The organism is Dolichospermum sp. UHCC 0260 (assembly GCF_009711985.1).
GTDB lineage: Bacteria > Cyanobacteriota > Cyanobacteriia > Cyanobacteriales > Nostocaceae > Dolichospermum > Dolichospermum lemmermannii.
Genome location: NZ_VIKZ01000033.1, coordinates 27,565 through 49,511 on the forward strand (window position 1 = coordinate 27,565; position 21,947 = coordinate 49,511).

The following is a 21,947-nucleotide window of genomic DNA, read 5'->3' on the forward strand; positions in this document are numbered from 1 at the left end:
TTTCTTAAGCTAATTGGTAAACTTGCAAATTCTCGAAGTTAGATTTCGCCATTTATTCAACTGACCACTGACCACTGACCACTGACAATTGACTAACTTACTAATGCACGTTTATAAGCTTCATCTAAAACTTCTGAAAGCGTTGGATGAGCGTGAACCAGGTAAGCAAGAGTTTGGATAGATTGACGATTAGCAATAGCGGCTGCGGCTTCGTGAATTAAATCCGAGGCGTGGGGACCAAAGATATGTACACCTAAGACCTCGCCAGTATCTTTGCGATAAATTACCTTCGTCATTCCATCAGTATCATTTTCCGCCAAAGCCTTGGAATTACCTTTAAAGTAACTCTTACTGGTGGCGACTTCAAAACCTTGAGTTAATCCTAAAGCATGGGCGGCGGTTTCTGTTAAGCCCACATAACTAACTTCTGGATGGGTGAAAGCAGCCGCAGGAATGCTGCGATAGTCAACTGTTTTCTGACGACCCAAGATATTTTCTACAGCAATGATCCCTTGGGCAGATGCAGTATGAGCTAACATCATTTTGCCGGTAGCATCACCAATAGCCCAGAGATGGGGGATAACTTCCCCATTGGCCAATACCGCCATATTATCATTGACAGGAATAAAATTGCGGCGGTCAAGTTCAACGCCAACGGATTCTAGACCAAGATTTTGGGTAGCGGGAACCCGACCGGTAGCGACTAAACAAGCGTCAACTTCGAGAACTTCTAAATCTTCTTTAGTTTCAAAGTCAGCCAACTCAATGACTACTGGTGAACCAGGAATGACTTTTTTGGCGTAAATACCGACTTTGGTTTCAATATCGCGGGGGTTAATTAAAACCCGTTCTGCCAGTTTAGCAATATCCCGATCAAATCCTGGCATTAACTCACTGAGGGCTTCAATTAAGGTAATTTCACAACCTAAAGCCGAGTAAACATCAGAAAATTCTAAGCCGATATAACCGCTACCAATAATCGCCACCCACTTGGGTAGAGTTTCTAATTTAACGCCTTGGTCACTGGTAAATACAGTTTTGCCGTCTACTTCAATTCCAGGGGGAACGAAGGGGACAGAACCAGGGGAAAGGATGATATTTTGGGCGGTGATGGTTTTCTCACCTTTATCTGTGACGATGGTAACTTTTTGTGTCCCAGATACCTTGCCCCAACCTCGGATAATCTCAACTCCCAAGCGTTTGAGACTGTTGGTTAAGTCCCCTTGAATTTTGGAGACGAGATTGTTAGCATGATCAGCGATCGCTTGCCGTTCAAACTCGACATGGCCAATCTGTATTCCCAAAGACTTGAGATGATGAGCATTACGTAATTCCCTCACCTTTCCTGAAGCCGCGAGTAATGCCTTAGAAGGAATACAACCCCTGTTTACACAAGTTCCTCCCATATCTCCAGCTTCAATAATTGCTGTTTTCTGACCGCAACTGATAGCGTGTAAAGCAGCACCATGACCACCCACACCAGCGCCGATAATCACTAAATCGTAATCAAATCCAGGACTCACTTTTATTTCCCCGTTGTCTTCGCCTATTATCAACTTAACTTTTTTATGTAACTTTCTCAAATTAACAAAAAATAACGGAGAAGCTCTTGTGTCTCCCCGTTATTTTCTGTTAATGTGTGATTGGGCTTGAGATTAGTTGACCGCTGTTCTCAATTCTTTTAGCGCTTGACCAATTGCCACAAAATCTTGGCTTTGTGAAAGCGCTTGCAAAGTCACCGGACTACTTTGTTGAATAATCTGGTTGTAAGTATTAATAGCATTATTCAACTGGTTAATATCTACATCCGCATTTCCTTGATTGGGTGCAATCCTACTGAGGATTACTCTTAAGTTATTTCCTAAGTCTGTATTAACACCTGCATTAGTTAGGAAATTTGTCAAGTTATCAGATGCGGTCTGTCCAATTGATCCGCCTTGCAAGAGGGCTACTAAAACTCCGGGATTGTTGCTATTTAATAGGTTAAAAGCAGCCTCATTTAGTTTTCTCTGAACGCTTCTTATTCTAATCCTAATTGTCTTTCCGGCTGCTGTGCGGATGATGCGAATAGAAGATGCTCTAGGTATAAGAGTTTCTCCAGAACCTGAAGGATTCTGATCATTTCCTTCATTATTATTGCCACCATTGTCGGCATTGTTAGCTGTCTCTTCACCAGCACCACTCTGACCACCAGCGTTCCCGCCACTAGCACTGGTATTCTCGTCGGGATTACCATTGTTGGCTGTCTCTTGATCAGCGCCACTTTGACCGCCAGCGTTGCCGACACTAGGACTGGTATTATCATCGGGATTACCATTGTTGGCTGTCCCGTTGCCAGCGCCACTTTGACCGCCAGCGTTGCCGACACTAGGACTGGTATTATCATCGGGATTACCATTGTTAGCTGTCCCGTTGCCAGCGCCACTCTGACCGCCAGCGTTGCCAACACTAGGATTGGTATTATCATCGGGATTACCATTGTTGGCTGTCCCGTTGCCAGCGCCACTTTGACCGCCAGCGTTGCCGACACTGGGATTAGAATTAGTATTACCATTAGAGCCAGTAGTTCCACCGCCACTCTGACCACCAGCAGTTCCGACACTGGGATCGGGGTTGGAAATAGTATTACCACTGGTGCTAGTGTTGCCACCGCCACTCATGCCACCAGCAGTCCCCACACTAGGACTCGTATTAACTGGTCCAGGAGCGCCACTCATACTCCCGGCTGTACCCAGACTGGGCGAAGTTTGGGCTGGGCTAGAGGTCTGCCAATTGAGCGCCAATAGGGGAGTGAGACTGAGGGCAAGAATAAAAGTTCTGATTTTTAACATGGTGATTTTCTCAAAATTGAAGTGTTTATTTAGGTAGGAAATTGAATCCATAGCCTACACTTAGAACAAAGACTGTGCCGCCTTGGCTAGTATCGGTAAGATCCGCGCCGACGGCATTAATGGTCAAGGGAATAGTAGATATAGGTACGAAAGAAGCCCCAACATTTAAACCAACTCCACTCCAGCCCATACCCACACCTATTTGGGGATGAACTTGTACCCCAACTCCAGCAAATACACCTGTACTTGCATCACCTGTGCGGAAATCGCCACCACCGGCTCCTACGGAAAAGGAGATAGGCATTTTATTAACAGTATCCTTAGGCTTTAATAGGGAGTAACTTGTTACCACACCATAGACACCGGAAGGTCTCACGGTTTCTCCACCACCAACGTGCGATGCAAAAGTTCTCCAGCCAGCAGCCGCGGCTATTTGAGTGTTGTTTTTAGCATAGATAATGCGGTTGGCTTTGAGGTCAAAAGTTCCATTTGCACCAAAACTCTTGATACTGCCAATATTATAGCCAAGTTCTAGACCGATTAGTTTCCGGGCATCTCCTAACCCAAAACCCATACTGATACTCCCGTCTGGTTGAGTTCTAGCTTTACCAGTGGTTGCTGCGGATGCCCCTATAAAAACGTCACCCCAGGTAGCTCCAAAGGCGCTTGGCGTAGCAAAGGTAAGTGAAGGAGAGTAGGTTCGCTTGGCTGGAATTACTTTAACAAGGGGATCAACTAATAAATCCTGGCGTAATTTATCAGCATCAATTTGACTGTTATTTACAGGGACTGGAGTTTCTGTTTGAGCAATGATCCCTGCTTCTTTTTGCTCAACAAGAGATTCAATCTTCTGCCTGGATTCTACGTTTTTCGCTAACACCTCTTGCAGATCCGGTAAGTTAGTCTTTAAGGCGGCTTGATTAGTTATTAATTCCTTACTGCTATGGGTTTTAGACGCTATCTCATTTGTTGCATAAGCAGGGGTAACTGAAAGACTGGTGGTAGCCCATATATAGCCTAACAAAGTTGTACATATACACTTTAGCCAATTTGTGTGTAACAACATACATAGAAATTTTACCTTTCTCAAAATTTACTCCTCACAACGGTTATATGCACCCGAATGTATATTAGAGTAATTCCCAAAAAAGAGTCATGTACAGGATGAATTGTGCTATTTTTGTGAATTTGTCGTGAATTTATCAGGAGAATTATGAACTTTTGACACTCCCCTCGGCTTTAGCCGAGGGGATTCTACATTCATCGTCAACTCCTGACAGCAGTTCTTTCTTTAATTTATAATTGCTTAATTTTTAATTTGGATATTCATAAAACACCATTTGGGGAACTAATAAATCATTGGTTAATTTCCCAATTCCTAAAAAATTGGTTTGGGTTTCATAAACTCGCACAAAGTCGGGAATATCAAGATTGAGGGAAATTTTTTGACCTTGACACCATCTTTTGGCTGATTCTGCTGGTAAATTTAGGGATTTTAGGTGTTGTAATGGTGCGTCTGGGGATATGGGTTGAAATCTGCCGTTTTCGATTTCGGTGGCTAAATCTGTGAAGCTGAGACTGGTTTGAAGCTGAAAACTGCTGCTTTCTGTGCGAATTAGGGCAGATAGAGTGCCACCTGTGTTTAATATTGTACCTAAATCACGAGCGATCGCACGAATATATGTTCCCGAACCACAGGATATGGCTAGATCTAATTCTGGAAAATCTCCATCTCGCCAATCTAACACCTGAATTTGGGAAATTTCGACTGTTCGCACGGGAACTTCAACTTTTTCCCCTTTCCGCGCTAAATCATATAAGCGTTGGCCATCAACTTGAATGGCGCTGTAGCTGGGGGGGATTTGCTCAATTTTACCGATAAACTGGGAAAGGACGGTTTTGATATTCTCCAAATCCAATCCTGGACAGGGTACAGAGGTAATAATTTCCCCTTCTAAATCATCTGTAGTAGTTTGTATCCCCAGCCGAACAGTGGCTTGATAAGCCTTTTCTCCTGGTAAATATTGTAATAATCTGGTGGCTTTACCCAAGGCTATTGGTAATACTCCGGTAGCTTTGGGGTCTAAAGTTCCTGCGTGTCCGACTCGTTTCATATTCAGTAGTTTGCGGACTTTGGCTACGCAGTCATGAGAAGTCCAGTCAAATGGTTTGTTTAAATTGAGAAAGCCTTGCACAATTTTAGATTTTAGAGTTGAGATCTTTGTATTTTCACACAAATAGGAAATAGGAGATCCCAGACTTCTTGAACAAGTCGGGAATTTAAATCAAATGCAATAGGGAAATACCGATACCCAGCAGCCAAAATCCAAAATGGACGATGGTATGAGAAAGTCTTTTTTTAACGGGGTTGGTTTCTGGGAAATGCTCACCTAAAGTTGGTGCTATTTTGAGATGATCAAGAGACTGAACAAGATTTAAACCGAGAGACTGACTAGAAATACTTTCAGCATAGGCGGCGTTAAGATAGGAAAGATATTCTAGTTTTTCGGCTATATAGGTTTGGAAGAAAGGTAAACTCAAAGCATTGATATAATCATGAGCTTGAGAAGCATCACCGATCATATCTGTTGGTAATGCCATTTGTTTACTGTCAGGATTGCTATTCCCAATGGTGGAAAAATGCGTACCACCAAGTAGCATGACTAAATATTTCTGGGGATGAGTAATCCAAGAAAAAGGGACAATTTGCTCATATAATGCGGGAGCAACGGTATCTTCACTGCTACCAATGATCATGATTGGGGTGTGAATTTGGCTTAAACCGGCTTGTCCGAAAATAGAACTGGTGATGGGATTAACAGCGATCGCTGCTTTGATTCTGGTATCTTGTAAATTGTACTCTTGTCCTGACTGGTTGGGCAATTCTAAAGCTTGACATTGCAACAGTAAAGACATATTCCAAGTATTTCGCAATTTGTCGTGATCACAGTCTGCTTGTAGTTGTTGAAAGTTAATTTTTGCCCCTGCTAAAGCTAGGGCAGTATAACCTCCTAATGACTGTCCAAATATGCCTACTTGTTGTAAGTTGAATCGGTGCTGAAATTGTGGATCTGACTCTAATTGATCTAAAATATATTTGATATCTAAAGGTCTATCTTTAAATTCATTGGGGTGCGTGACTTGATTGCTATTACCCTTAATTAAAGATTGTAATTGTTGAGTATTACTACCAGGATGATTGGGAATAACTACAGCAAAACCATTTGTAACTAAATGATTTGCTAAATAACGAAAATTACTACTATCCAAACCTAAGCCATGAGAAATAACAATTACAGGGGCAGGATTTTGGGTATTAGGAATATATATATCTGTGGATAAATGTCTATTTCTTGAGGAGTCAAAAAACTTGATTGTTTGTGTTCTTGCTAAAAGATTGGGTTGATTTGGCAATTTTGGGAATGGAGACAAATTAGCTTGGGAGATTTTAGCAGCTTCTAATTTTGATGTTTGGATTAATGCGGAAATAGTTTTTTCAGTTTCGCTGATCATTTTCTCCAATTCATCAGCAATTTTCATGCTGGAAACCATATCAATTTTAATATTATTTTGAGGATATTTACGTAATAAATTTAATAAATTCAACCCTTCCGGTTCAGCCGCAGCGGCAATTAAGGCTGTGCGTAATGACTGAGATACAAATTTTGGATAATGGGATTTAGTTTTAATTAATTCTGCTAATCTTTGTAAGATAAATTTCCCTTGTTGGGTGTCAAGAAATTGGGCAGCTACAGCCGGACTAATTTTCAGCGGCTGCATTAAAATTCTCCTTACTTCTGGCAGTTTATTGGTGGGAATATATTGATAATATCCGGCTAAATCTGGATTAATTATTCCATATTTAGCATAGCTTTCTAAGGCACTAATGGGAATAGAAATTTCTAGTGCTGAATAAGAAGCATGAATTTGTTCTGCTGCCATAACAGAGTTACTTATCCCAAATATTGGCAGCAATATGGATAAAATCAGTGATAGGAAATTCCTTTTCAGGGTGCTGCCCCAATGACCAAACATATTCATCGCTTAACTTTTGTGGTGATGTTGTTGAGCGAAGCTCAAATTTTGGTAGTTATTTAAACACCCTGTTAACCAATTTAAAATAATGCCTATGACAAGCTACGCAAACAAATTTAAGACTGGTTTAAATGAGGTTGCTGCTAATTAATTACTAGGACTTCTTGTAAGATCATAATAAATACAGAAATTATCTACATCAGTATTTATTATGTGTTATTCCTGATTAATAAAATCTAAATAATGCTAATTAATCCTATTAATTAGATTTCTTGAATGCCATAGATGTCAAACTGATAACAATTTAAAATGTACTCATAATTAAATACCACTAATCCGAACTTTGAAATATCATTGATAATGACTAAATTAGACAAATCATTTTGACATGATATTCAAGTACCAGGAATACTTAATTAATTCTGGCTATTGGCTAGGAGTCCGGGTAATATTAATTTTAGATACCTCAGCAATTAAAAATCAAAACTTGAAAATGAATAAAGATATCTGTGGTCAGGCTTCTAGTAGTTTTGATTATGCAAATTGTCTGCATGGCAATTTTAATTTACATAATTTCATGTAAATCTTCTGACTGTTGACTAACCGCAATATTAAAAACGCCAATTTGGGTTATCATGTACCTAACTGATTACCCAAAAAGATAAATATAAAGTAGACTAGACACAAAAATGCTACTTAGTCCCAAAAGGTAAACTGAGTATCAATGTGCATAAATTTACAATCTGGGTCGAGGGTGACAAGGAGTAGCTATGTCAGAAACGAGTGACAAACTCATACCTATATCACAAAGGCAACCTGTACAGCGTCGCCGGCGTAAACGTCCAGTCTCCAAGACAGGACAGAAAAAAGTTATCAATCAGCCGGCAGTTTCTAGCCCAAGAGAAGCGGCAGCATTGGCTTGTATAAATAATCATATCAGTTCTGCGCCTATCCCGTCTGGGGGGCGAAGACCAGCATCACGGAAGATGATGCCCCCAGGTGTTAAACCCGTCCCTACGGTCAAGAAGAATACTCAAATCTCGCCACCGGGGAATGTGAGATTAAAGACGGTACCCATGGAAAAGCCGAAAATAGCCAGAAAAGGATCACGCAAGACCAGGTTAAAACCCATGGCTAGAACCATGTTATATGCCTTGCGGTTGTTGATTGTCGGGGTGGGTGTCGGTGCGATTGTGGGTACGTTGTTGTCATTCCTAGACCCTGCTAATCGCATTAATTCAGTTATGTCGGTAGCTCAAACTACAACTTCTCAAAAATCATCTCAAAGTTCTAATACAAGCTTATATCTGGCTCAGGAAATTACTCCTTTAAAAAATTCTTTGCAAACTCTCACCACCGCTAATTCTGATTTGATACCAGGGGTGTTTTTATTAGATTTAGATAATGGTGGTTATATAGATATTAATAGTAATATAAGTTTTGCTGCGGCCAGCACGATTAAAATCCCGATTTTGATTGCTTTTTTCCAGGATGTGGATGGGGGTAAAATCCGCCTGGATGAAATGTTGATTTTGCAAAAGGAGATGATTGTCGGGGGTTCGGGAAATATGCAATATCAACCCACAGGCAGCAAATACACGGCTCTTGATGTAGCTACGAAGATGATTACAATTAGCGACAATACAGCCACGAATATGCTGGTCGCTAAATTGGGTGGACAAGAGGCGTTAAATGGGCGTTTTCGCAGTTGGGGACTGATAACGACGATGATTCGTAATCCTCTCCCGGATTTAGAAGGGACTAATACTACTAGTCCGCGAGAATTGGGGAATTTGATCTCGATGGTGAATCAAGGTAATATGGTGAGTATGCGATCGCGTGATTTAATTCTTAATATCATGAGTCGCACTGAACGAGATAATCTTTTACCTGCTGGCTTAGGAAAAGGCGCAAATGCTTATCATAAAACAGGTGATATTGGTACTATGTTGGCAGATGCGGGGTTGATTGATGTCCCGACAGGTAAGCGTTATATTGCCGCTATCATGGTAAAACGTCCCAATAATGATCCTCGCGCTGCAAAATTAATTAGTTCTATTTCTAGCGCTGCTTATCAACATTTTAGCCAAGCTACAGTCACACCCAGCAATCCAACAAATAATCAACCAGTTACTCAACCAATAACTCAACCAATAACTCCACCTATTTCTAATTATCAACCACCTGTTCCTCCTTTGATTCAGCAACCAATTCAACCACCACTGATGAATCCTACTATGCCTAATGGGATGGTTAATAATATGCCTGTAGGTAGTTATCCACCGCCTGTGATGACTCCACAATTGACTCCGCAATATTATCCACAACAATAAATAATTCCAAAAATAATTCAAAATTCGGTGTTGCAGAAAATGTGGGTTTATTGTTAGAACAGCGTTAAGGCTATCTATCAGATGGAGAATACATTATGAATATTCAAATTAAACCTGAAACAGAGGAATTAATACAAGCTTATATTGACACAGGGCGATTTGAAAATATAGAAGATGCAGTAAATGAGGCTTTTAGTTTGCTGCTGGACAGAGAAAGAAGACTGGAGGAACTACGGGGAAAAATAGCGGTAGGAACTGAACAGATTAAGAATGGACAAGTAACAGATGGTGAGGTAGTTTTTGCTAGACTACAAGCAAAAATTAAACTTGTTTGCGTAAATTTTATAACTTTCTCACCATTACTTTAACATTTTTGATATCGCATTCCTGGAAGTTGGGTAATTAAACCCATGAGTTCTAATTGTAATAAAGAACTAGAAACTACAGCCGCATTCATACCTGTTTTTTGAATTATAAAATCAAAAGATAAAGCATCAATAGTTAAAGTATCTATGACTTGTTGTAATTCTGGTGGTAAGTTAGGAGGAGGGGATTTAATTATAGTAGTTTCTATATCTATTTGGGGAATCGCACCCAACAGGGTTAATAGTTCACTGAGTTCTTGATTAATTAAACCTGCACCTTGACTAATTAATTTTAAACAACCTTGGGATGGTTGATCATCAATTCTTCCTGGTAATGCGTAAACATCTCGACAAAATTCATTCGCATAAGTAGCTGTGATTAAAGCCCCAGATTTTATTCCTGCTTCTATGACTAATACCGCACGACTTAAACCGGCAATGATGCGATTTCGACGGGGAAAATGGGTGCGGTTGGGTGTGGTTTTCGCAGGATATTCACTAATTACTATGCCAGATGTCAAAATCTGTTTATATAAACTTTGATTTTTATAGGGATAAATAACATCTACTCCTGTTCCCACCACTGCTATTGTTCTTCCTCCGGCTTTCATTGCTGCTGCGTGACTTTCGGTGTCTATTCCTTCGGCCATTCCAGAAACAACGGTAAAACCATTTTTGGCTAATGCGGTACTAATTTGACGCGTCCATTTAATTCCGTATTCTGTGGGTTGACGAGTTCCCACAATTCCCACTAAGGGTTTTTGTCCTGAATTTTCCTGTAAATCAACTTCTCCCCGATAGTACAATAATGGGGGTGGACTGGGGATTTCTCGCAGTAATTGGGGATATTCTGAGTCTGCTGGTGTCCAGAAATGGGGGTTTATTTGTTGGTGTTGAATGAGGAGTTGTTCTGGGTTTAAACGGGATTTTTGTTGAACAACTTTTTCTAATGTTTGAAATCCGAAACCTTCAACTTTTCGTAATTCTCCAGGACTGGCTTTCCAAGCTGTTTCTAAATTACCAAAGTGCTGTTGTACTCTTTGTAATAATATGGGACCAATTCCCGAAATTTGCGACCAGGCTAACCAATATTTACGTTCTTCTGTGTTTGACATAGGAAATTCAGATTTTTAGAATGATTTAACGCAGATAAACGCAGATGAACGCGGATGAATACGGATGATTTTTATTCTGTGCAATTAGATTAAACTTTTGCTAAATGTTGATTTTTTAAATAATCAAATACTGATTTATCCCCAATGTCGGGAGGAATGGGTTGGATAATTTTTCTCACAGCAAAGATTAAAAAGAAAATTGCCCAAGTTGCTAATAAAATCGGTTCTGCTGGTGTTGATAAAATTCCGGTTAAATGTCCTAATAGTAGTAAGGGAACAAGGGGGGTTAAGATTTTGGTTTCTAAACGATGGAAACAAAAACCTTCTTTGAAAAAAATTCCTGTCAAAGCGGCAAAGGTAAAACCAATTCCTAATATGGTTAGGGGTTGATTATAAATAGTAATTGCAAATGCTTGACTATCACTATGTCCAAAAATAAAGGCACAAATGCTGCCAATTATCCAAAAAACTTGGAGAATGCGGTGCAAAAATGCCATGTAAATATGAATAGTTAATAAACTAACTCCAAGTGCAATACTAAAACAGGTGTAGAGAGGGGTCAGGGCGGCAATTGCAGCGGGTTGGGGATAGAATAGGACTAAACCGCTACCAATGGCAAAACACAGGGCTGCAATCATTAAACCTGTTCGATAAATTATCACACTTTGGCGATCGCTTTGGGTAATTGTAAATTCGCCAAATTGGCCTTGATATACTTCCGGTGATGATATTGTTTGTGTAGTCATATTCATATTCCTTAATAGTATAGTCTTTAGATCCCCGATTTCTTGAAGAAGTCGGGGATCTTGTTTTTGTTTTCAATGTCTCTTTCTAGCACCTAAATATAATTCTCCCACTTTTGGATCATTTAATAATTCTCTACCTGGTCCTGACATAGCATCTTTCCCTGATTCTAACACATAACCACGATCTGCCATCTCTAAGGCTTTTCTGGCATTTTGTTCGACTAAAACTATCGCAGTCCCTGATGCTTTGATTTGTTTAATTTGCTCAAATACTTGAGTTACCAAAATGGGCGATAATGCGGCGGAAGGTTCATCTAAAAGCAGTAAACTCGGTTCTAACATTAATGCTTTTCCCATTGCTAACATTTGTCTTTCTCCACCGGAAATAGTCCCCGCGCGTTGACGACGGCGATCGCTCAATCGGGGAAACATATTGTATATTTTATCTTTAAGAGGTTTTAATGGGATATTCCGCACAAAAGCCCCCATTTCTAAGTTTTCATCTATGGTTAAAGATGGAAAAACATTAGCAATTTGCGGAACATAAGACATTCCTTTGGCGACAATTTGATTTGATTTTAAACCAATTAAATTTTTCTCTTTAAAGGTAATAGTTCCAGTATGAGGTGTTAAAAGTCCAAAAATAGTTTTTACTAAGGTGGATTTACCTGCACCATTGGGACCAATGACTGTGACTAATTCTCCTGGTGCAATGTGAAAGTTGACACCTTGCAAAATATCTACATCTTTAATATATCCAGCGTGGACATTTTCTACTTTTAATAAATAGTTATTAGTCATTTGTGATTAGACATTTGTAGGGATTTGGTAATGCTTACTCCTGTCAACTGAAGCTTAAAATAGCTTATCTGTTAGCTGACCTACCCGCTCGGAAATAAATTTCCGGTCTTATAGCTAAAGTGCGTTAAAACGCACTCTAATTACCTAAAAATCAACCTTCATGTTTTCAATTGAAGAAACAAGGACACAATAGTCGGTTAAAACCGACTTTAGCTATAAGACAGGGAATAAATTCCCTGGATTCTGGATTCTGGATTCTGGAACTTCTGACTATGCTGTGATTTTTTGCAATTCTGGTCTTTCTTCTGGTAAAATCGCCTCTTCCACTGGGCAAACTTGCAGACAGATGCCACAATCTATACAGGTAGCGAAGTCAATCCAGTACCAACCTGTACCTTTAACGTTTTTCCCTGGACCTTCATGAATACAAGCTACAGGACAAGCACTTACGCAGTCAGCAACACCTTCACAAACGTCTGTAACAATGGTATGTGGCATTTTTTCCGATTCCCTCTTTTTTGGATTTTAGATTTTAGATTTTGGATTTTGGATTGATTTTGGGAAAGTTTACCAAGATTCCTATTTTTAACATCCTGCTTCAATGGTGTGTGAGCCATCGGCTTTAATCCAAGCAATTTGGGCAATGTTGCGATCGCTTGCATATTGACGAATCGCCTCTGCGTCCCTATCTCCCAAATCTATTTCTACTCTAATTAAATCAGGAGAATTACGTAATTTCTCAGCATAGGCAAAAGCCGCAGCTTCAGCGCCGGGGGTTTCTGGGACGACTAACCAATTACTAGCGGGGATATCCTGGGGTAGTTGCTGATTTAATAGGAGAATTTGGTATAAATCATCAATATTCAATTCAAAGCCGATACCGGGAATATTTTCTTTTTGGGGATGATATAAACCTAGTAATTGGTCATAACGACCACCACTTCCTAAAATCTGTGCTTGGGAATTTGTCTCACTAACTACTTCAAAAACAATGCCTGTGTAGTAGTCAATAGTTTGAATTAGGCTCAAATCAAGGATTAAAGGAAATTTGCCATCTAGTAATGCTACTAGGGATTTGAGGTTATTTATTGCCTCATGCTGGTCTGGTTCTAGATGTAAACTGCTGACTTTTTCTAAAACCTCTCGACTATCACCCCGCAAATCCAACATAATTTTAGCGCGTTGGCGGAGTTCTTCGCTCAAAGGTAAGGTATCAATAGCTATACTATCCAAGTTAGCGATCGCCCTGCGGACTTGATTTCTGATTTCCGGGGGAAAAGCATTCAGCAAAGAACGAGTAATTCCCGCTTCCCCTAAAATTAACCGCCACCCTTGTAAACCCAATGCTGTTAAACAATCTGCGACTAATAGCAATACTTCCGCATTGGCTAATAATCCCCCCGCACCCAGTAACTCCACCCCAGCTTGATAATACTCTTGCTGACGATTATGGCGGCCTTCCCAATTACGGCGGAAAACATTAGCGTTGTAATATAGTCGCTGGGGATAGGTCGCATCTGTCATGCGAGTCACCACTGTGCGGGCGATAGAAGCCGTCAATTCTGGACGCAATCCCAATTCTTCATTTTGACTATTTTGGAGTTGAATCACCATGGGACGCTGAATTGCTTCACCTGCCATGAGGGTATCCATTCGTTCCAGAGTTGAGGTGATAATCCTGTGATATCCCCAACGTTGAAATACTTGTTCTAATCTATCTTCAATCCAGCGTTTTTGCGCCACATCTAAAGGTAGTAGATCTCTTGCTCCCGCTGCTGGTTGATACACCATTATTTTTTCTTCCCACCAAACAAACCACCAAACAAACCACTTTTTCCAGACTTATCTGGTTGCTTCTCTTCAGTTTTAGAAGCGGAACTCCCTTGAGAACCACTGTTTCTAATTCCTAAAGCTTGATCTACCTTGGGTTTCCATTCCAAAGCGATTTTTTCATTAGGATCTATTTTCAGGGCATTATCAAAGTGAATTTTTGCCATTTTCAGTTGATTTTGCCGTAAATATACCATTGCGATTAAACTATGGCAACGACTATTTTTCGGCTCTAACTTTAGGGCTTCCTGTAATTCTACTTTGGACTGGGACAATTGGTTTGTTTCTAGCAAATTTTGAGCGCGACGCAGGTATTGTTCTACTGGTGAATCTTCTGGCGGTGGTAAAGTTGGGGTGGCTGGTGATTTTTGGGAAAAATTCTGAGGTTGACTAGATGGGGGCTGATTCGTTAACGCTCCTGCCACCCGCATCAGGTAAACTAGATTTAGCTCACTAATTTGAGCGATAATTTGGGATGCTTGTTGCAAATCACTAAATTGAGTTTCGGCAATTTTAGCGATCGCTTCCTGATAGGACATACTAATATTAGGCGCAGTTATCAATTGCTGGGCTAGTTCCGTCTTTAATCTGATTGCTCCTGATTGTTGTGCAAACCGTTTGCCCATTTGTGATAAAATAAACAAGTATTCAGCCCGATTGGCTTCTACCGACAGCTTTTTATAAGCCGGGTTAACTAGCTTTGCAAACAATTGATTAGCTATATCTTTTTCTAATGCACCCACTACTTTGGAACTATCTGGGTGTATCTGCCGAGCAATTTGTAAATAACGTTTACGGATTTCTGGAAATTCAGCATTAACTGGCACACACAAAATTGCGTGATGATCTATGAAATCATAGATAAATAATCCACCATCTATTTTTAACGACATCTTTATTACAAGTATTGCACCACGGTATATTCTTTCTAGAGAACTACACAAAAAAGATGATCCAATTTTGTGGGACGGGCAAGATGCCCATCCTTATATTATTAGCGGGCAAGATGCCCGCACCACAAGAAATTTTGGGATATTTTTTTAATTGGAAGTCTCCTAGTAGTCTGTCAAATTTATTTTGACGGGTTTTTGGTAGTGCGGGCATCTTGCCCGCGCAAGCGAGACGTTCAGACTACAGTCCATCATTTTTATCTTGACAAACTACTAGTTTACAGGGAATGATGGCAAGTTTGAAAGCCCTCCAGTTGTCGGCATAAAATCTAATCCTGACTAAGCATGATTTAAAATTAGATAATTTATTTAAGCTCTTATAATCATATATCCATTTATGTAAATGCCCATGAGGCGAATTTTCAGTCTCATAACCCAAAGTTTGTGAAAACGAAACAAAATACTTGTTCTGTTTGTTATTGGTTTCTGAGAATAATGAATAGAAGATAGCAGAAATTTTCTATTTGGTGAACATAATTTAGCCGATTTGGCGTGTATTTTTCGGCAATATTTAGTTCTAAATCTGGTAATTAAGTTTGCAGAAACTGACAATGAATTAACTAATCACTCCTCGATATTCTATTAACAAGCGAGGGGGAAAACGGCAACCGAGCAGTAAACAATCCCAAGCGATAATTCAAATCAAGGAGAATTCAGTCATGTCTAATTTATTTACCGCAGTATCTGTTGAACAACAAGAAATCGTAACTGGTGGAGTTGTAGTTGCTCCTGATACCACATTTAGTGAACTTCTCAACTTCAATCAAAATACTACATTATTTAATTCTCAATCTTCTGCAGGTCCAGGTGGTGTAGTATCATTGATTGGGTACGGCAATAATAATGTTGCTTCTACTTTAGATAAACGTGCTAGTCAAATATACTTCTCCTACTAATTAGTTAGCAAATAATTCTAGGATTAATTCTGCACTGTGATTCTACATAAAGAGAAAACAGCAAGGCAAATTAATATCCTAGAATAGCTCGCTAAATTCTGTCGACATTACTATCGATAGCGATTTTGTATGTAAGTAGGTCAGCTATCAGTCATGGGTTGCTTCTAAAAAAAACTTCCCACTGGTAGCTGATTCTTTATCTTCTGTCTAAGAAAAGTACAAAAATAAATTATCCAATTTTACAGAATTAAAACAAATTTTCCTCCCCCTGCTACCTGCCCTCAAATCAACAGGATATTTTTTATTTAGAACTCCCTAAACCTGTATAGAGTGCCAGAAAAATAACTGAGGTTTTATCATGTCTGAAAAAATAACAACTAAAAACTCTGACCTATTTATAGATATATCAGAAAAGGAACAAGAGTCTGTATCTGGGGGCGGATTATCTTCACCCTTTGGAATGTCTTATATGTTCTTCCAAACTACAGATATATACTCTAGGGGAATGAGTGAAGTGAATATTTCTCAAGGAAATTCTAGTGGATTTGTAAGAAATGAAGCTGAATATAGATTTTCTCAAACAACCTTTATTTTATCTTCATTGTTTGGTGGAGGAGGAGGTGGAAGTCGTCGCAGTAACCGCAGACGAGGTCGTAGCTTATTCGCAAAAATATTTAGTTTTTTGTAGCAGAGAAACAAAATCACAATCACTTCATTTTATATTCCACTATTTATATCATACAGCACTTTGTGTGACAAACTGGGACAGTTTTTATCTTGATTGGTAAGTATTCAGCTACAGCACTCGTTCATACCCATATTCCCGACTTCTGACATCAATTTATAATTTATGGACACAATAAATAAAAGAAGTCGGGGATCTTATCGTCTCACCTGAATTCTTACCTTGATTGTTCAATTTGTCTCCTTAAATATTGTACATAATTGTTAGGCAAAGTGCCAAGGCTTTACACCAATTAAATAAATATAAAAAATCAATTTAATAACAAATAAATTGGCTTATTTTTCCAACTTTATATGGTTAATTGCTAATGAAATACCAATTTGTTAAACAGCATAGTGAAGAAGACTGTGGTGCAGCTTGTTTAGCGGCAATTGCCAAATATTACGGTCAAACATTTACCATTAGTCATATTCGGGAAGCCGTCGGAACTGGGCAATTTGGAACTACCTTATTAGGATTAAAAAGAGGAGCAGAAATTCTGGGTTTTAACGCCAATCCAGTGAAAACTTCTCCAGAAATATTAGATAAAATTAATGAAGCACCTTTACCCGCGATTATTCATTGGCAAGGCAATCATTGGGTGATTTTATATGGTAAAAAAGGTAAAAAATTTCTGATTGCAGATCCAGCAGTGGGAATGCGTTATCTTTCTAAAGAAGATATCAAAGCAGCTTGGACAGATTGGTTATTATTATTAGTAGAACCAGACCCCCTTCGGTTTTTTGCTCAAAAGCAAGATAAAGAAGGTGGTTTTTGGCGTTTCTTCCGACGAGTTTGGATTTATCGTGGTATTTTATTCCAAGCTTTACCTCTCAATTTAGTCTTGGGTTTACTGTCTTTAACTTCTCCTTTTCTGCTGCAAATTCTCACCGATGATGTATTGGTTAGAGGTGACATAAAATTATTAACTACAGTAGCCATTGCTGTAGTAGTTATGAATATTATTTCTACTAGCCTTTCCTTTGTCCAGTCTAACTTAATTGCTCATTTTGCTCAACGAATGCAATTAGGTCTAGTTTTGGAATTTGGGCGGCAAATTCTGCGTTTACCATTAACTTATTATGAAACTCGTCGCAGTGGTGAAGTTGTGAGTCGGCTGCGAGATATTGACCAGATTAATCAATTAATTGCTCAAGTTGTTGTTGGGTTACCCAGTCAATTTTTTATTGCCATAATTTCCTTGGGTTTCATGTTTTTCTATAGCTGGAAACTTACCTTCGTAGCTTTAGTAATTTCTGTGGTCATGACCACATCTACCTTTATTTTCCAGCCCACATTACAACAAAAAACTAATGAACTGTTAGTTACAGAAGCGGAAACCCAAGGGGTTTTAGTGGAAACCTTTAAAGGTGCATTAACTCTCAAAACAACCGCATCAAGAAGACAATTTTGGGATGAATTACAAAATCGTTTTAATCGTCTAGCTAGGCTAACATTTCAGACGATGCAAATTGGGATTATTAATAATACATTTTCAGGTTTTGTTTCTGGTATTGGTGGCGTAGTGTTACTCTGGTTTGGTGGCTATTTAGTAATTAACCCGGCTGAAAATATCAGTGTTGGGCAATTACTAGCTTTTAATTCTATGAATGGTAATTTTATATCTTTAATTAGTACAGTTATTAATTTTGTTGATGAATTTACCCGGGCTAAAACCGCTACTCGAAGGCTGACAGAAGTTATTGATGCCACTCCAGAAGAAGAAGATAATAGTAAAAAGCCATTTGTAGAAATCTCTAGTAATGCTGATATTATTTGTACAAATTTAACTTTTCATTATCCTGGTCGAATTGATTTATTAGAAGATTTTTCTTTAACGATTCCTGGAGGTAAGAATATTGCTCTAATTGGTAAATCTGGCTGTGGTAAAAGCACCTTAGCCAAATTGATTTCTAGTTTATATCAACTGCAATCTGGTAATATCCAGATTGGGATTTATAATCTCCAAGACCTTTCTTTAGAATGTCTCCGTCAACAAATAGTTCTTGTTCCTCAAGATGCTCATTTTTGGAATCGTTCTATTATTGATAATTTCCGATTAGGAGCGCCTTATGTTAGTTTTGAGCAGATTGTTCAAGCTTGTAAAATTTCTGGTGCTGATGAATTTATAAGTAAGTTACCTGAGACATATCAAACTATTTTAGGTGAATTTGGTGCTAATATTTCTGGTGGACAAAGACAAAGATTAGCCATAGCTAGAGCCATTGTTACAGATCCAGCAATTCTCATTTTAGATGAATCTACTGGTGGACTAGATCCAGTGAGTGAAGCCCAAGTTTTAGACCAATTATTTCAACATCGTCAAGGGAAAACAACGATTTTAATTACTCATAGACCCAAGGTAATTAATCGGGCTGATTGGATTGTTTTAATAGATCAAGGTAGGTTGAAATTAGTAGGTTCTTTGGAAGATTTACGTAGCAAAACAGGAGACCATTTAGATTTTGTAATTCCTTAGTTATTATTATTTATTGCTTTTGATAATTATGCTTTACACTCATAATCAAGAATTCGATTCTCTCAGTGACAATGATAATTCACTTCCACCTATAAATCGGTGGACATCCTTAGCAGGTGTATTTCTGATTGGGACTGTTATTGCTAGTATTACTTTATCCTCATGGGTAAAATATAATGTAACAATCAAAGCTGCTGCTATTGTTCGTCCCATAGGTGAAACTCGTGTAGTCCAACCCAAGATAGAAGGGACTATTAAAAGTATTTTAGTCAAAGAAAATCAAATTGTTAAGCAAGGGGAAATAATTGCTATCTTAGATACTGATCAATTGCTAATTAAGAAAAGCCAATTAGAAGAAGGTATCAAACAAAGTAAATTACAAATAATGCAAATTTATGCTCAAAATGGGATTTTAAATAATCAAATAATGGCCGAAAAAAGAGTCGTAGAAAGAATTATCGCTGCTGCTAGAGAGGATTTGTTAAGAAATCAAAGAGAATATCAAGAACGAAGAATTAATACTGAAAATGAATTAATGACAGCGGAGGTAAATATTGAAAAAGAATTAGTAGATTTAGAAAAGGCTGAAGTTGATTTAGAGTTTGCCAAAGTAGATCGGGATCGTTATGAGAAATTATCAAAAATTGGTGCAATTGGCAACCGAGAATTTGAGCAAAAACAGCTAGTTGTCAAACAAATAAGTTTAACATTAGAAGCGGCAAAAAAAGCTGTTGATATCGCTCAAATAAAAATTAAATCTAATAAAGCTGCCATTAATCCCACTACAGCCATGGTGAAAATGGCAGAACAACGTATTGCTCAAGAAATTGCCAAAGGTGAAGCCAATATAGCAGTTTTAAATAAAGAAAGAGAAATCTTAATTCAGCGATTATTAGAAATACAAACTCAAATTAAACAATCACAAAAAGAACTTCAACAACTCGAAAATCAACGCAAAAACAGTATTATTCTTTCCACAAGTAATGGAATTATATTTAAACTAAATTTACGCAATTCTGGTCAATTTGTGCGGGCTGGTGAATCTATTGCTGAAGTTGTCCCTAATAATGCTCCTTTAGTAATTAAAGCCATGATTCCTACAGCAGAAATTAACAAAATTGCGATTAATCAAAAAGTCCAACTTCGTGTTGATGCTTGTCCTTATCCTGATTATGGAACTGCGAAAGGGATTGTTAAAAACATCGCTCCAGATGCAATTACACCTCAAAGCAAAGATTCAAATACTACAAATTCTTCTGGTATTAGCTATTTTGAAGCCGCAATTCAACCCGAAAGCTACTCATTTGGAAATAATGGTCGTCAGTGTCTACTGCAATCAGGAATGAACGCTACAGCCGAAATTATTTCTAAGGAAGAAACAGCATTACAATTTATGTTGAGAAAAGCTAGATTAATTACTGATTTATGAGTAGCAATTAAGTGTAGCAATCCTATTTGAGTTGTGATAGCGTAGCGTAGCGTGCAGATCCCCGACTTCTCTAAGAAGTCGGGGATCTGGTTGTTCGTATTTTTTATTCCCATTTACCAGAATTAGAATATCTTTACAATAGCTTTAAGTTTTTAATGCCAGATAAATGCTCCTCCTTTCACAAAAACCTTATGTCAATCTGGCACTTTTATTGGTAAGTATTTTCTATTACTTAATATCTCCTATAGTACCAGGCAATATATCTGTCACGACTCTTATTAAACCTAAATTATTGTTAAACAAACATATTTATTATGATTATATATCAACTTCATAATCTCAGTATTTTCTAATAAATTTCATGGAATTAGCGTGACACCCCCCATAGACAATAAGTTATAACTAAGAGAATCTAGGAAAAATTCAGAGGCAACAGGGAACTGGCAACTTTCTAACAGGAAAAACTCATGTTTAGAAACATGAGATTGAAATAATGACACTGTTTTTTTGGTGCTTACACATCTTTTAAAAACATCTTTTTCTTTGACAGAAGCTCTAAACTGGTGCAAATGAGTGTTTCTTATCTGTTCCCTTTGTTTGTAATTAATGGTATGAGATAGGAATCAAGACTTATCAGGAGTATACCTATTGGGACAATTATTAGATATGCAACAAGTTTCATCGGAAAAAACAATTTTAAAATTCATCGTTATTGATGATCACGAATCAGTTTTAAATGGAACAGTGGAAATATTAAGGAAAAACTATCCTAGTGCTGAATTTAATTCGGCTACAAATGCTAGTTATGCTTTTGAGCAAGTTATTAGTTACCAACCTGACTTAGTAGTTATGGATCTTTCCATACCAGAAAAACCGGAAATGGCAGCGAGGGTTGATACGGGTATTCAACTTTTGAAGGTTTTAATGGAAAATTATCCTCATTTAAATCTTGTTATTCAAAGCGCCCATGTGAGAACATTAGTCCGCATTCGTCCTTATCTTGATAATCATCAAGGAGGCTTGACTATTGCTGATAAAAGTCTTTCTACTCCAGAAATGTTAACTAGAGTTGATTGGGCATTACAGGGATTAACCCATACAAAAGACATCAAAGGAATTCACTCAGGTTTAGAGGTGAAACCAGAATGGTTGAAAGTCCTGAACTTAGCCTTTGAAGCAGGATTACAAGATAAAGCAATTGCTGAAAAGATGTGCATTTCTGAACGCATGGTACGTCATTATTGGAATAAATTACAGGACGCTTTAAATATTTATCCAGAAGCAGGCAAAAACATTCGTATTCAAACAGAAATTAAAGCTAGATCTGAAGGATTAATTGATTAATCAACTAACAAACAAATAAATAAAGTTAGTAAAATCAATAATTTGTTTTCCATAATTAAGGTTTTGAGA

19 protein-coding genes are annotated in these 21,947 nt (G+C 38.3%); 8 read left to right on the forward strand and 11 right to left on the reverse strand.

Translation table 11 applies throughout. From position 1 onward, the window contains the following. Positions 1 to 92: 92 nt before the first annotated feature. The 5 genes from lpdA to FJR08_RS13960 all read right to left on the reverse strand — a co-directional run bounded on the left by lpdA (position 93) and on the right by FJR08_RS13960 (position 6,872). A complete protein-coding gene (lpdA, locus tag FJR08_RS13940; protein ID WP_168633561.1) occupies positions 93 to 1,523 on the reverse strand; it encodes a dihydrolipoyl dehydrogenase in 1,431 nt (476 codons plus the stop codon). Positions 1,524 to 1,655: 132 nt separating this feature from the next. Continuing rightward, complete coding sequence (locus tag FJR08_RS13945) at positions 1,656 to 2,831, reverse strand: hypothetical protein (protein WP_168633562.1); 1,176 nt, start codon at positions 2,829 to 2,831, stop codon at positions 1,656 to 1,658. Positions 2,832 to 2,856: 25 nt separating this feature from the next. Then, positions 2,857 to 3,897 (reverse strand): hypothetical protein, encoded by a 1,041-nt coding sequence (locus tag FJR08_RS13950; RefSeq protein WP_148279049.1) that lies wholly within the window; start codon positions 3,895 to 3,897, stop codon positions 2,857 to 2,859. Positions 3,898 to 4,144: 247 nt separating this feature from the next. Further along, positions 4,145 to 5,026 (reverse strand): tRNA pseudouridine(55) synthase TruB, encoded by an 882-nt coding sequence (truB, locus tag FJR08_RS13955; RefSeq protein WP_015080449.1) that lies wholly within the window; start codon positions 5,024 to 5,026, stop codon positions 4,145 to 4,147. 85 nt (positions 5,027 to 5,111) lie between these two features. Then, the gene (locus FJR08_RS13960; RefSeq protein ID WP_168633563.1) at positions 5,112 to 6,872 is read right to left on the reverse strand and encodes an alpha/beta hydrolase; all 1,761 of its coding nucleotides are present in this window, start codon (positions 6,870 to 6,872) and stop codon (positions 5,112 to 5,114) included. A 382-nt stretch (positions 6,873 to 7,254) separates the two neighbouring features. On the opposite strand from FJR08_RS13960, the gene FJR08_RS13965 reads away from it, so the two are divergent. From FJR08_RS13965 to FJR08_RS13975, 3 genes are all read left to right on the forward strand, one after another. After that, positions 7,255 to 7,449 (forward strand): hypothetical protein, encoded by a 195-nt coding sequence (locus FJR08_RS13965; RefSeq protein ID WP_168633564.1) that lies wholly within the window; start codon positions 7,255 to 7,257, stop codon positions 7,447 to 7,449. A 187-nt stretch (positions 7,450 to 7,636) separates the two neighbouring features. Then, positions 7,637 to 9,199: a serine hydrolase gene (locus FJR08_RS13970; RefSeq protein WP_168633565.1), complete on the forward strand. Its 1,563-nt coding sequence runs from the start codon at positions 7,637 to 7,639 to the stop codon at positions 9,197 to 9,199. 95 nt (positions 9,200 to 9,294) lie between these two features. After that, positions 9,295 to 9,567 carry a type II toxin-antitoxin system ParD family antitoxin gene (locus FJR08_RS13975; RefSeq protein WP_168633566.1) on the forward strand — a complete coding sequence of 91 codons (273 nt, stop codon included), beginning with the start codon at positions 9,295 to 9,297 and terminating at the stop codon, positions 9,565 to 9,567. On the opposite strand, the gene dprA is transcribed toward FJR08_RS13975, so the two are convergent. From dprA to FJR08_RS14005, 6 genes are all read right to left on the reverse strand, one after another. Next, positions 9,564 to 10,679 (reverse strand): DNA-processing protein DprA, encoded by a 1,116-nt coding sequence (dprA, locus tag FJR08_RS13980; RefSeq protein ID WP_168633567.1) that lies wholly within the window; start codon positions 10,677 to 10,679, stop codon positions 9,564 to 9,566. The genes FJR08_RS13975 and dprA overlap by 4 nt on opposite strands. Before the next feature lie 89 nt (positions 10,680 to 10,768). Beyond that, positions 10,769 to 11,425 (reverse strand): DUF2301 domain-containing membrane protein, encoded by a 657-nt coding sequence (locus FJR08_RS13985; RefSeq protein ID WP_168633568.1) that lies wholly within the window; start codon positions 11,423 to 11,425, stop codon positions 10,769 to 10,771. A gap of 72 nt (positions 11,426 to 11,497) precedes the next feature. Beyond that, positions 11,498 to 12,226 carry an ABC transporter ATP-binding protein gene (locus tag FJR08_RS13990; RefSeq protein WP_168633569.1) on the reverse strand — a complete coding sequence of 243 codons (729 nt, stop codon included), beginning with the start codon at positions 12,224 to 12,226 and terminating at the stop codon, positions 11,498 to 11,500. Positions 12,227 to 12,496: 270 nt separating this feature from the next. Continuing rightward, positions 12,497 to 12,724, reverse strand: a complete 228-nt coding sequence (locus FJR08_RS13995; protein ID WP_148764209.1) for a ferredoxin family protein — start codon at positions 12,722 to 12,724, stop codon at positions 12,497 to 12,499. Between the two features lie 87 nt (positions 12,725 to 12,811). After that, positions 12,812 to 14,017 carry an ATP phosphoribosyltransferase regulatory subunit gene (locus tag FJR08_RS14000; protein ID WP_168633570.1) on the reverse strand — a complete coding sequence of 402 codons (1,206 nt, stop codon included), beginning with the start codon at positions 14,015 to 14,017 and terminating at the stop codon, positions 12,812 to 12,814. Further along, positions 14,017 to 14,949, reverse strand: a complete 933-nt coding sequence (locus FJR08_RS14005) for a J domain-containing protein (RefSeq protein WP_168633571.1) — start codon at positions 14,947 to 14,949, stop codon at positions 14,017 to 14,019. Before FJR08_RS14005 ends, FJR08_RS14000 begins: the two co-directional genes overlap by 1 nt. A gap of 716 nt (positions 14,950 to 15,665) precedes the next feature. Here FJR08_RS14005 and FJR08_RS14010 point away from each other — a divergent pair. From FJR08_RS14010 to FJR08_RS14030, 5 genes are all read left to right on the forward strand, one after another. Further along, positions 15,666 to 15,902 carry a CTB family bacteriocin gene (locus tag FJR08_RS14010; protein WP_168633572.1) on the forward strand — a complete coding sequence of 79 codons (237 nt, stop codon included), beginning with the start codon at positions 15,666 to 15,668 and terminating at the stop codon, positions 15,900 to 15,902. Between the two features lie 358 nt (positions 15,903 to 16,260). Continuing rightward, positions 16,261 to 16,590 (forward strand): hypothetical protein, encoded by a 330-nt coding sequence (locus FJR08_RS14015; protein WP_168633573.1) that lies wholly within the window; start codon positions 16,261 to 16,263, stop codon positions 16,588 to 16,590. A 364-nt stretch (positions 16,591 to 16,954) separates the two neighbouring features. Then, complete coding sequence (locus tag FJR08_RS14020) at positions 16,955 to 19,105, forward strand: peptidase domain-containing ABC transporter (RefSeq protein WP_168633574.1); 2,151 nt, start codon at positions 16,955 to 16,957, stop codon at positions 19,103 to 19,105. Positions 19,106 to 19,133: 28 nt separating this feature from the next. Next, the gene (locus tag FJR08_RS14025; protein WP_168633575.1) at positions 19,134 to 20,534 is read left to right on the forward strand and encodes an HlyD family secretion protein; all 1,401 of its coding nucleotides are present in this window, start codon (positions 19,134 to 19,136) and stop codon (positions 20,532 to 20,534) included. 666 nt (positions 20,535 to 21,200) lie between these two features. Next, a complete protein-coding gene (locus FJR08_RS14030; RefSeq protein WP_168633586.1) occupies positions 21,201 to 21,878 on the forward strand; it encodes a response regulator in 678 nt (225 codons plus the stop codon). The last annotated feature ends 69 nt before the right edge of the window (positions 21,879 to 21,947 follow it).

Excerpts from the sequence above, each read along its gene's own strand:
- FJR08_RS13970 (WP_168633565.1), top strand. The coding sequence starts at position 7,637 with ATGTCAGAAACGAGTGACAAACTCATACCTATATCACAAAGGCAACCT.
- FJR08_RS13990 (WP_168633569.1), bottom strand. The coding sequence starts at position 12,226 with ATGACTAATAACTATTTATTAAAAGTAGAAAATGTCCACGCTGGATAT.
- FJR08_RS14020 (WP_168633574.1), top strand. The coding sequence starts at position 16,955 with ATGAAATACCAATTTGTTAAACAGCATAGTGAAGAAGACTGTGGTGCA.
- FJR08_RS13950 (WP_148279049.1), bottom strand. The coding sequence starts at position 3,897 with ATGTTGTTACACACAAATTGGCTAAAGTGTATATGTACAACTTTGTTA.
- FJR08_RS13960 (WP_168633563.1), bottom strand. The coding sequence starts at position 6,872 with ATGAATATGTTTGGTCATTGGGGCAGCACCCTGAAAAGGAATTTCCTA.
- FJR08_RS14030 (WP_168633586.1), top strand. The coding sequence starts at position 21,201 with ATGCAACAAGTTTCATCGGAAAAAACAATTTTAAAATTCATCGTTATT.
- dprA (WP_168633567.1), bottom strand. The coding sequence starts at position 10,679 with ATGTCAAACACAGAAGAACGTAAATATTGGTTAGCCTGGTCGCAAATT.
- FJR08_RS14010 (WP_168633572.1), top strand. The coding sequence starts at position 15,666 with ATGTCTAATTTATTTACCGCAGTATCTGTTGAACAACAAGAAATCGTA.
- FJR08_RS13995 (WP_148764209.1), bottom strand. The coding sequence starts at position 12,724 with ATGCCACATACCATTGTTACAGACGTTTGTGAAGGTGTTGCTGACTGC.
- FJR08_RS13985 (WP_168633568.1), bottom strand. The coding sequence starts at position 11,425 with ATGACTACACAAACAATATCATCACCGGAAGTATATCAAGGCCAATTT.
- FJR08_RS14000 (WP_168633570.1), bottom strand. The coding sequence starts at position 14,017 with ATGGTGTATCAACCAGCAGCGGGAGCAAGAGATCTACTACCTTTAGAT.
- FJR08_RS13965 (WP_168633564.1), top strand. The coding sequence starts at position 7,255 with ATGATATTCAAGTACCAGGAATACTTAATTAATTCTGGCTATTGGCTA.
- FJR08_RS14015 (WP_168633573.1), top strand. The coding sequence starts at position 16,261 with ATGTCTGAAAAAATAACAACTAAAAACTCTGACCTATTTATAGATATA.
- FJR08_RS14005 (WP_168633571.1), bottom strand. The coding sequence starts at position 14,949 with ATGTCGTTAAAAATAGATGGTGGATTATTTATCTATGATTTCATAGAT.
- FJR08_RS13945 (WP_168633562.1), bottom strand. The coding sequence starts at position 2,831 with ATGTTAAAAATCAGAACTTTTATTCTTGCCCTCAGTCTCACTCCCCTA.
- FJR08_RS14025 (WP_168633575.1), top strand. The coding sequence starts at position 19,134 with ATGCTTTACACTCATAATCAAGAATTCGATTCTCTCAGTGACAATGAT.
- FJR08_RS13975 (WP_168633566.1), top strand. The coding sequence starts at position 9,295 with ATGAATATTCAAATTAAACCTGAAACAGAGGAATTAATACAAGCTTAT.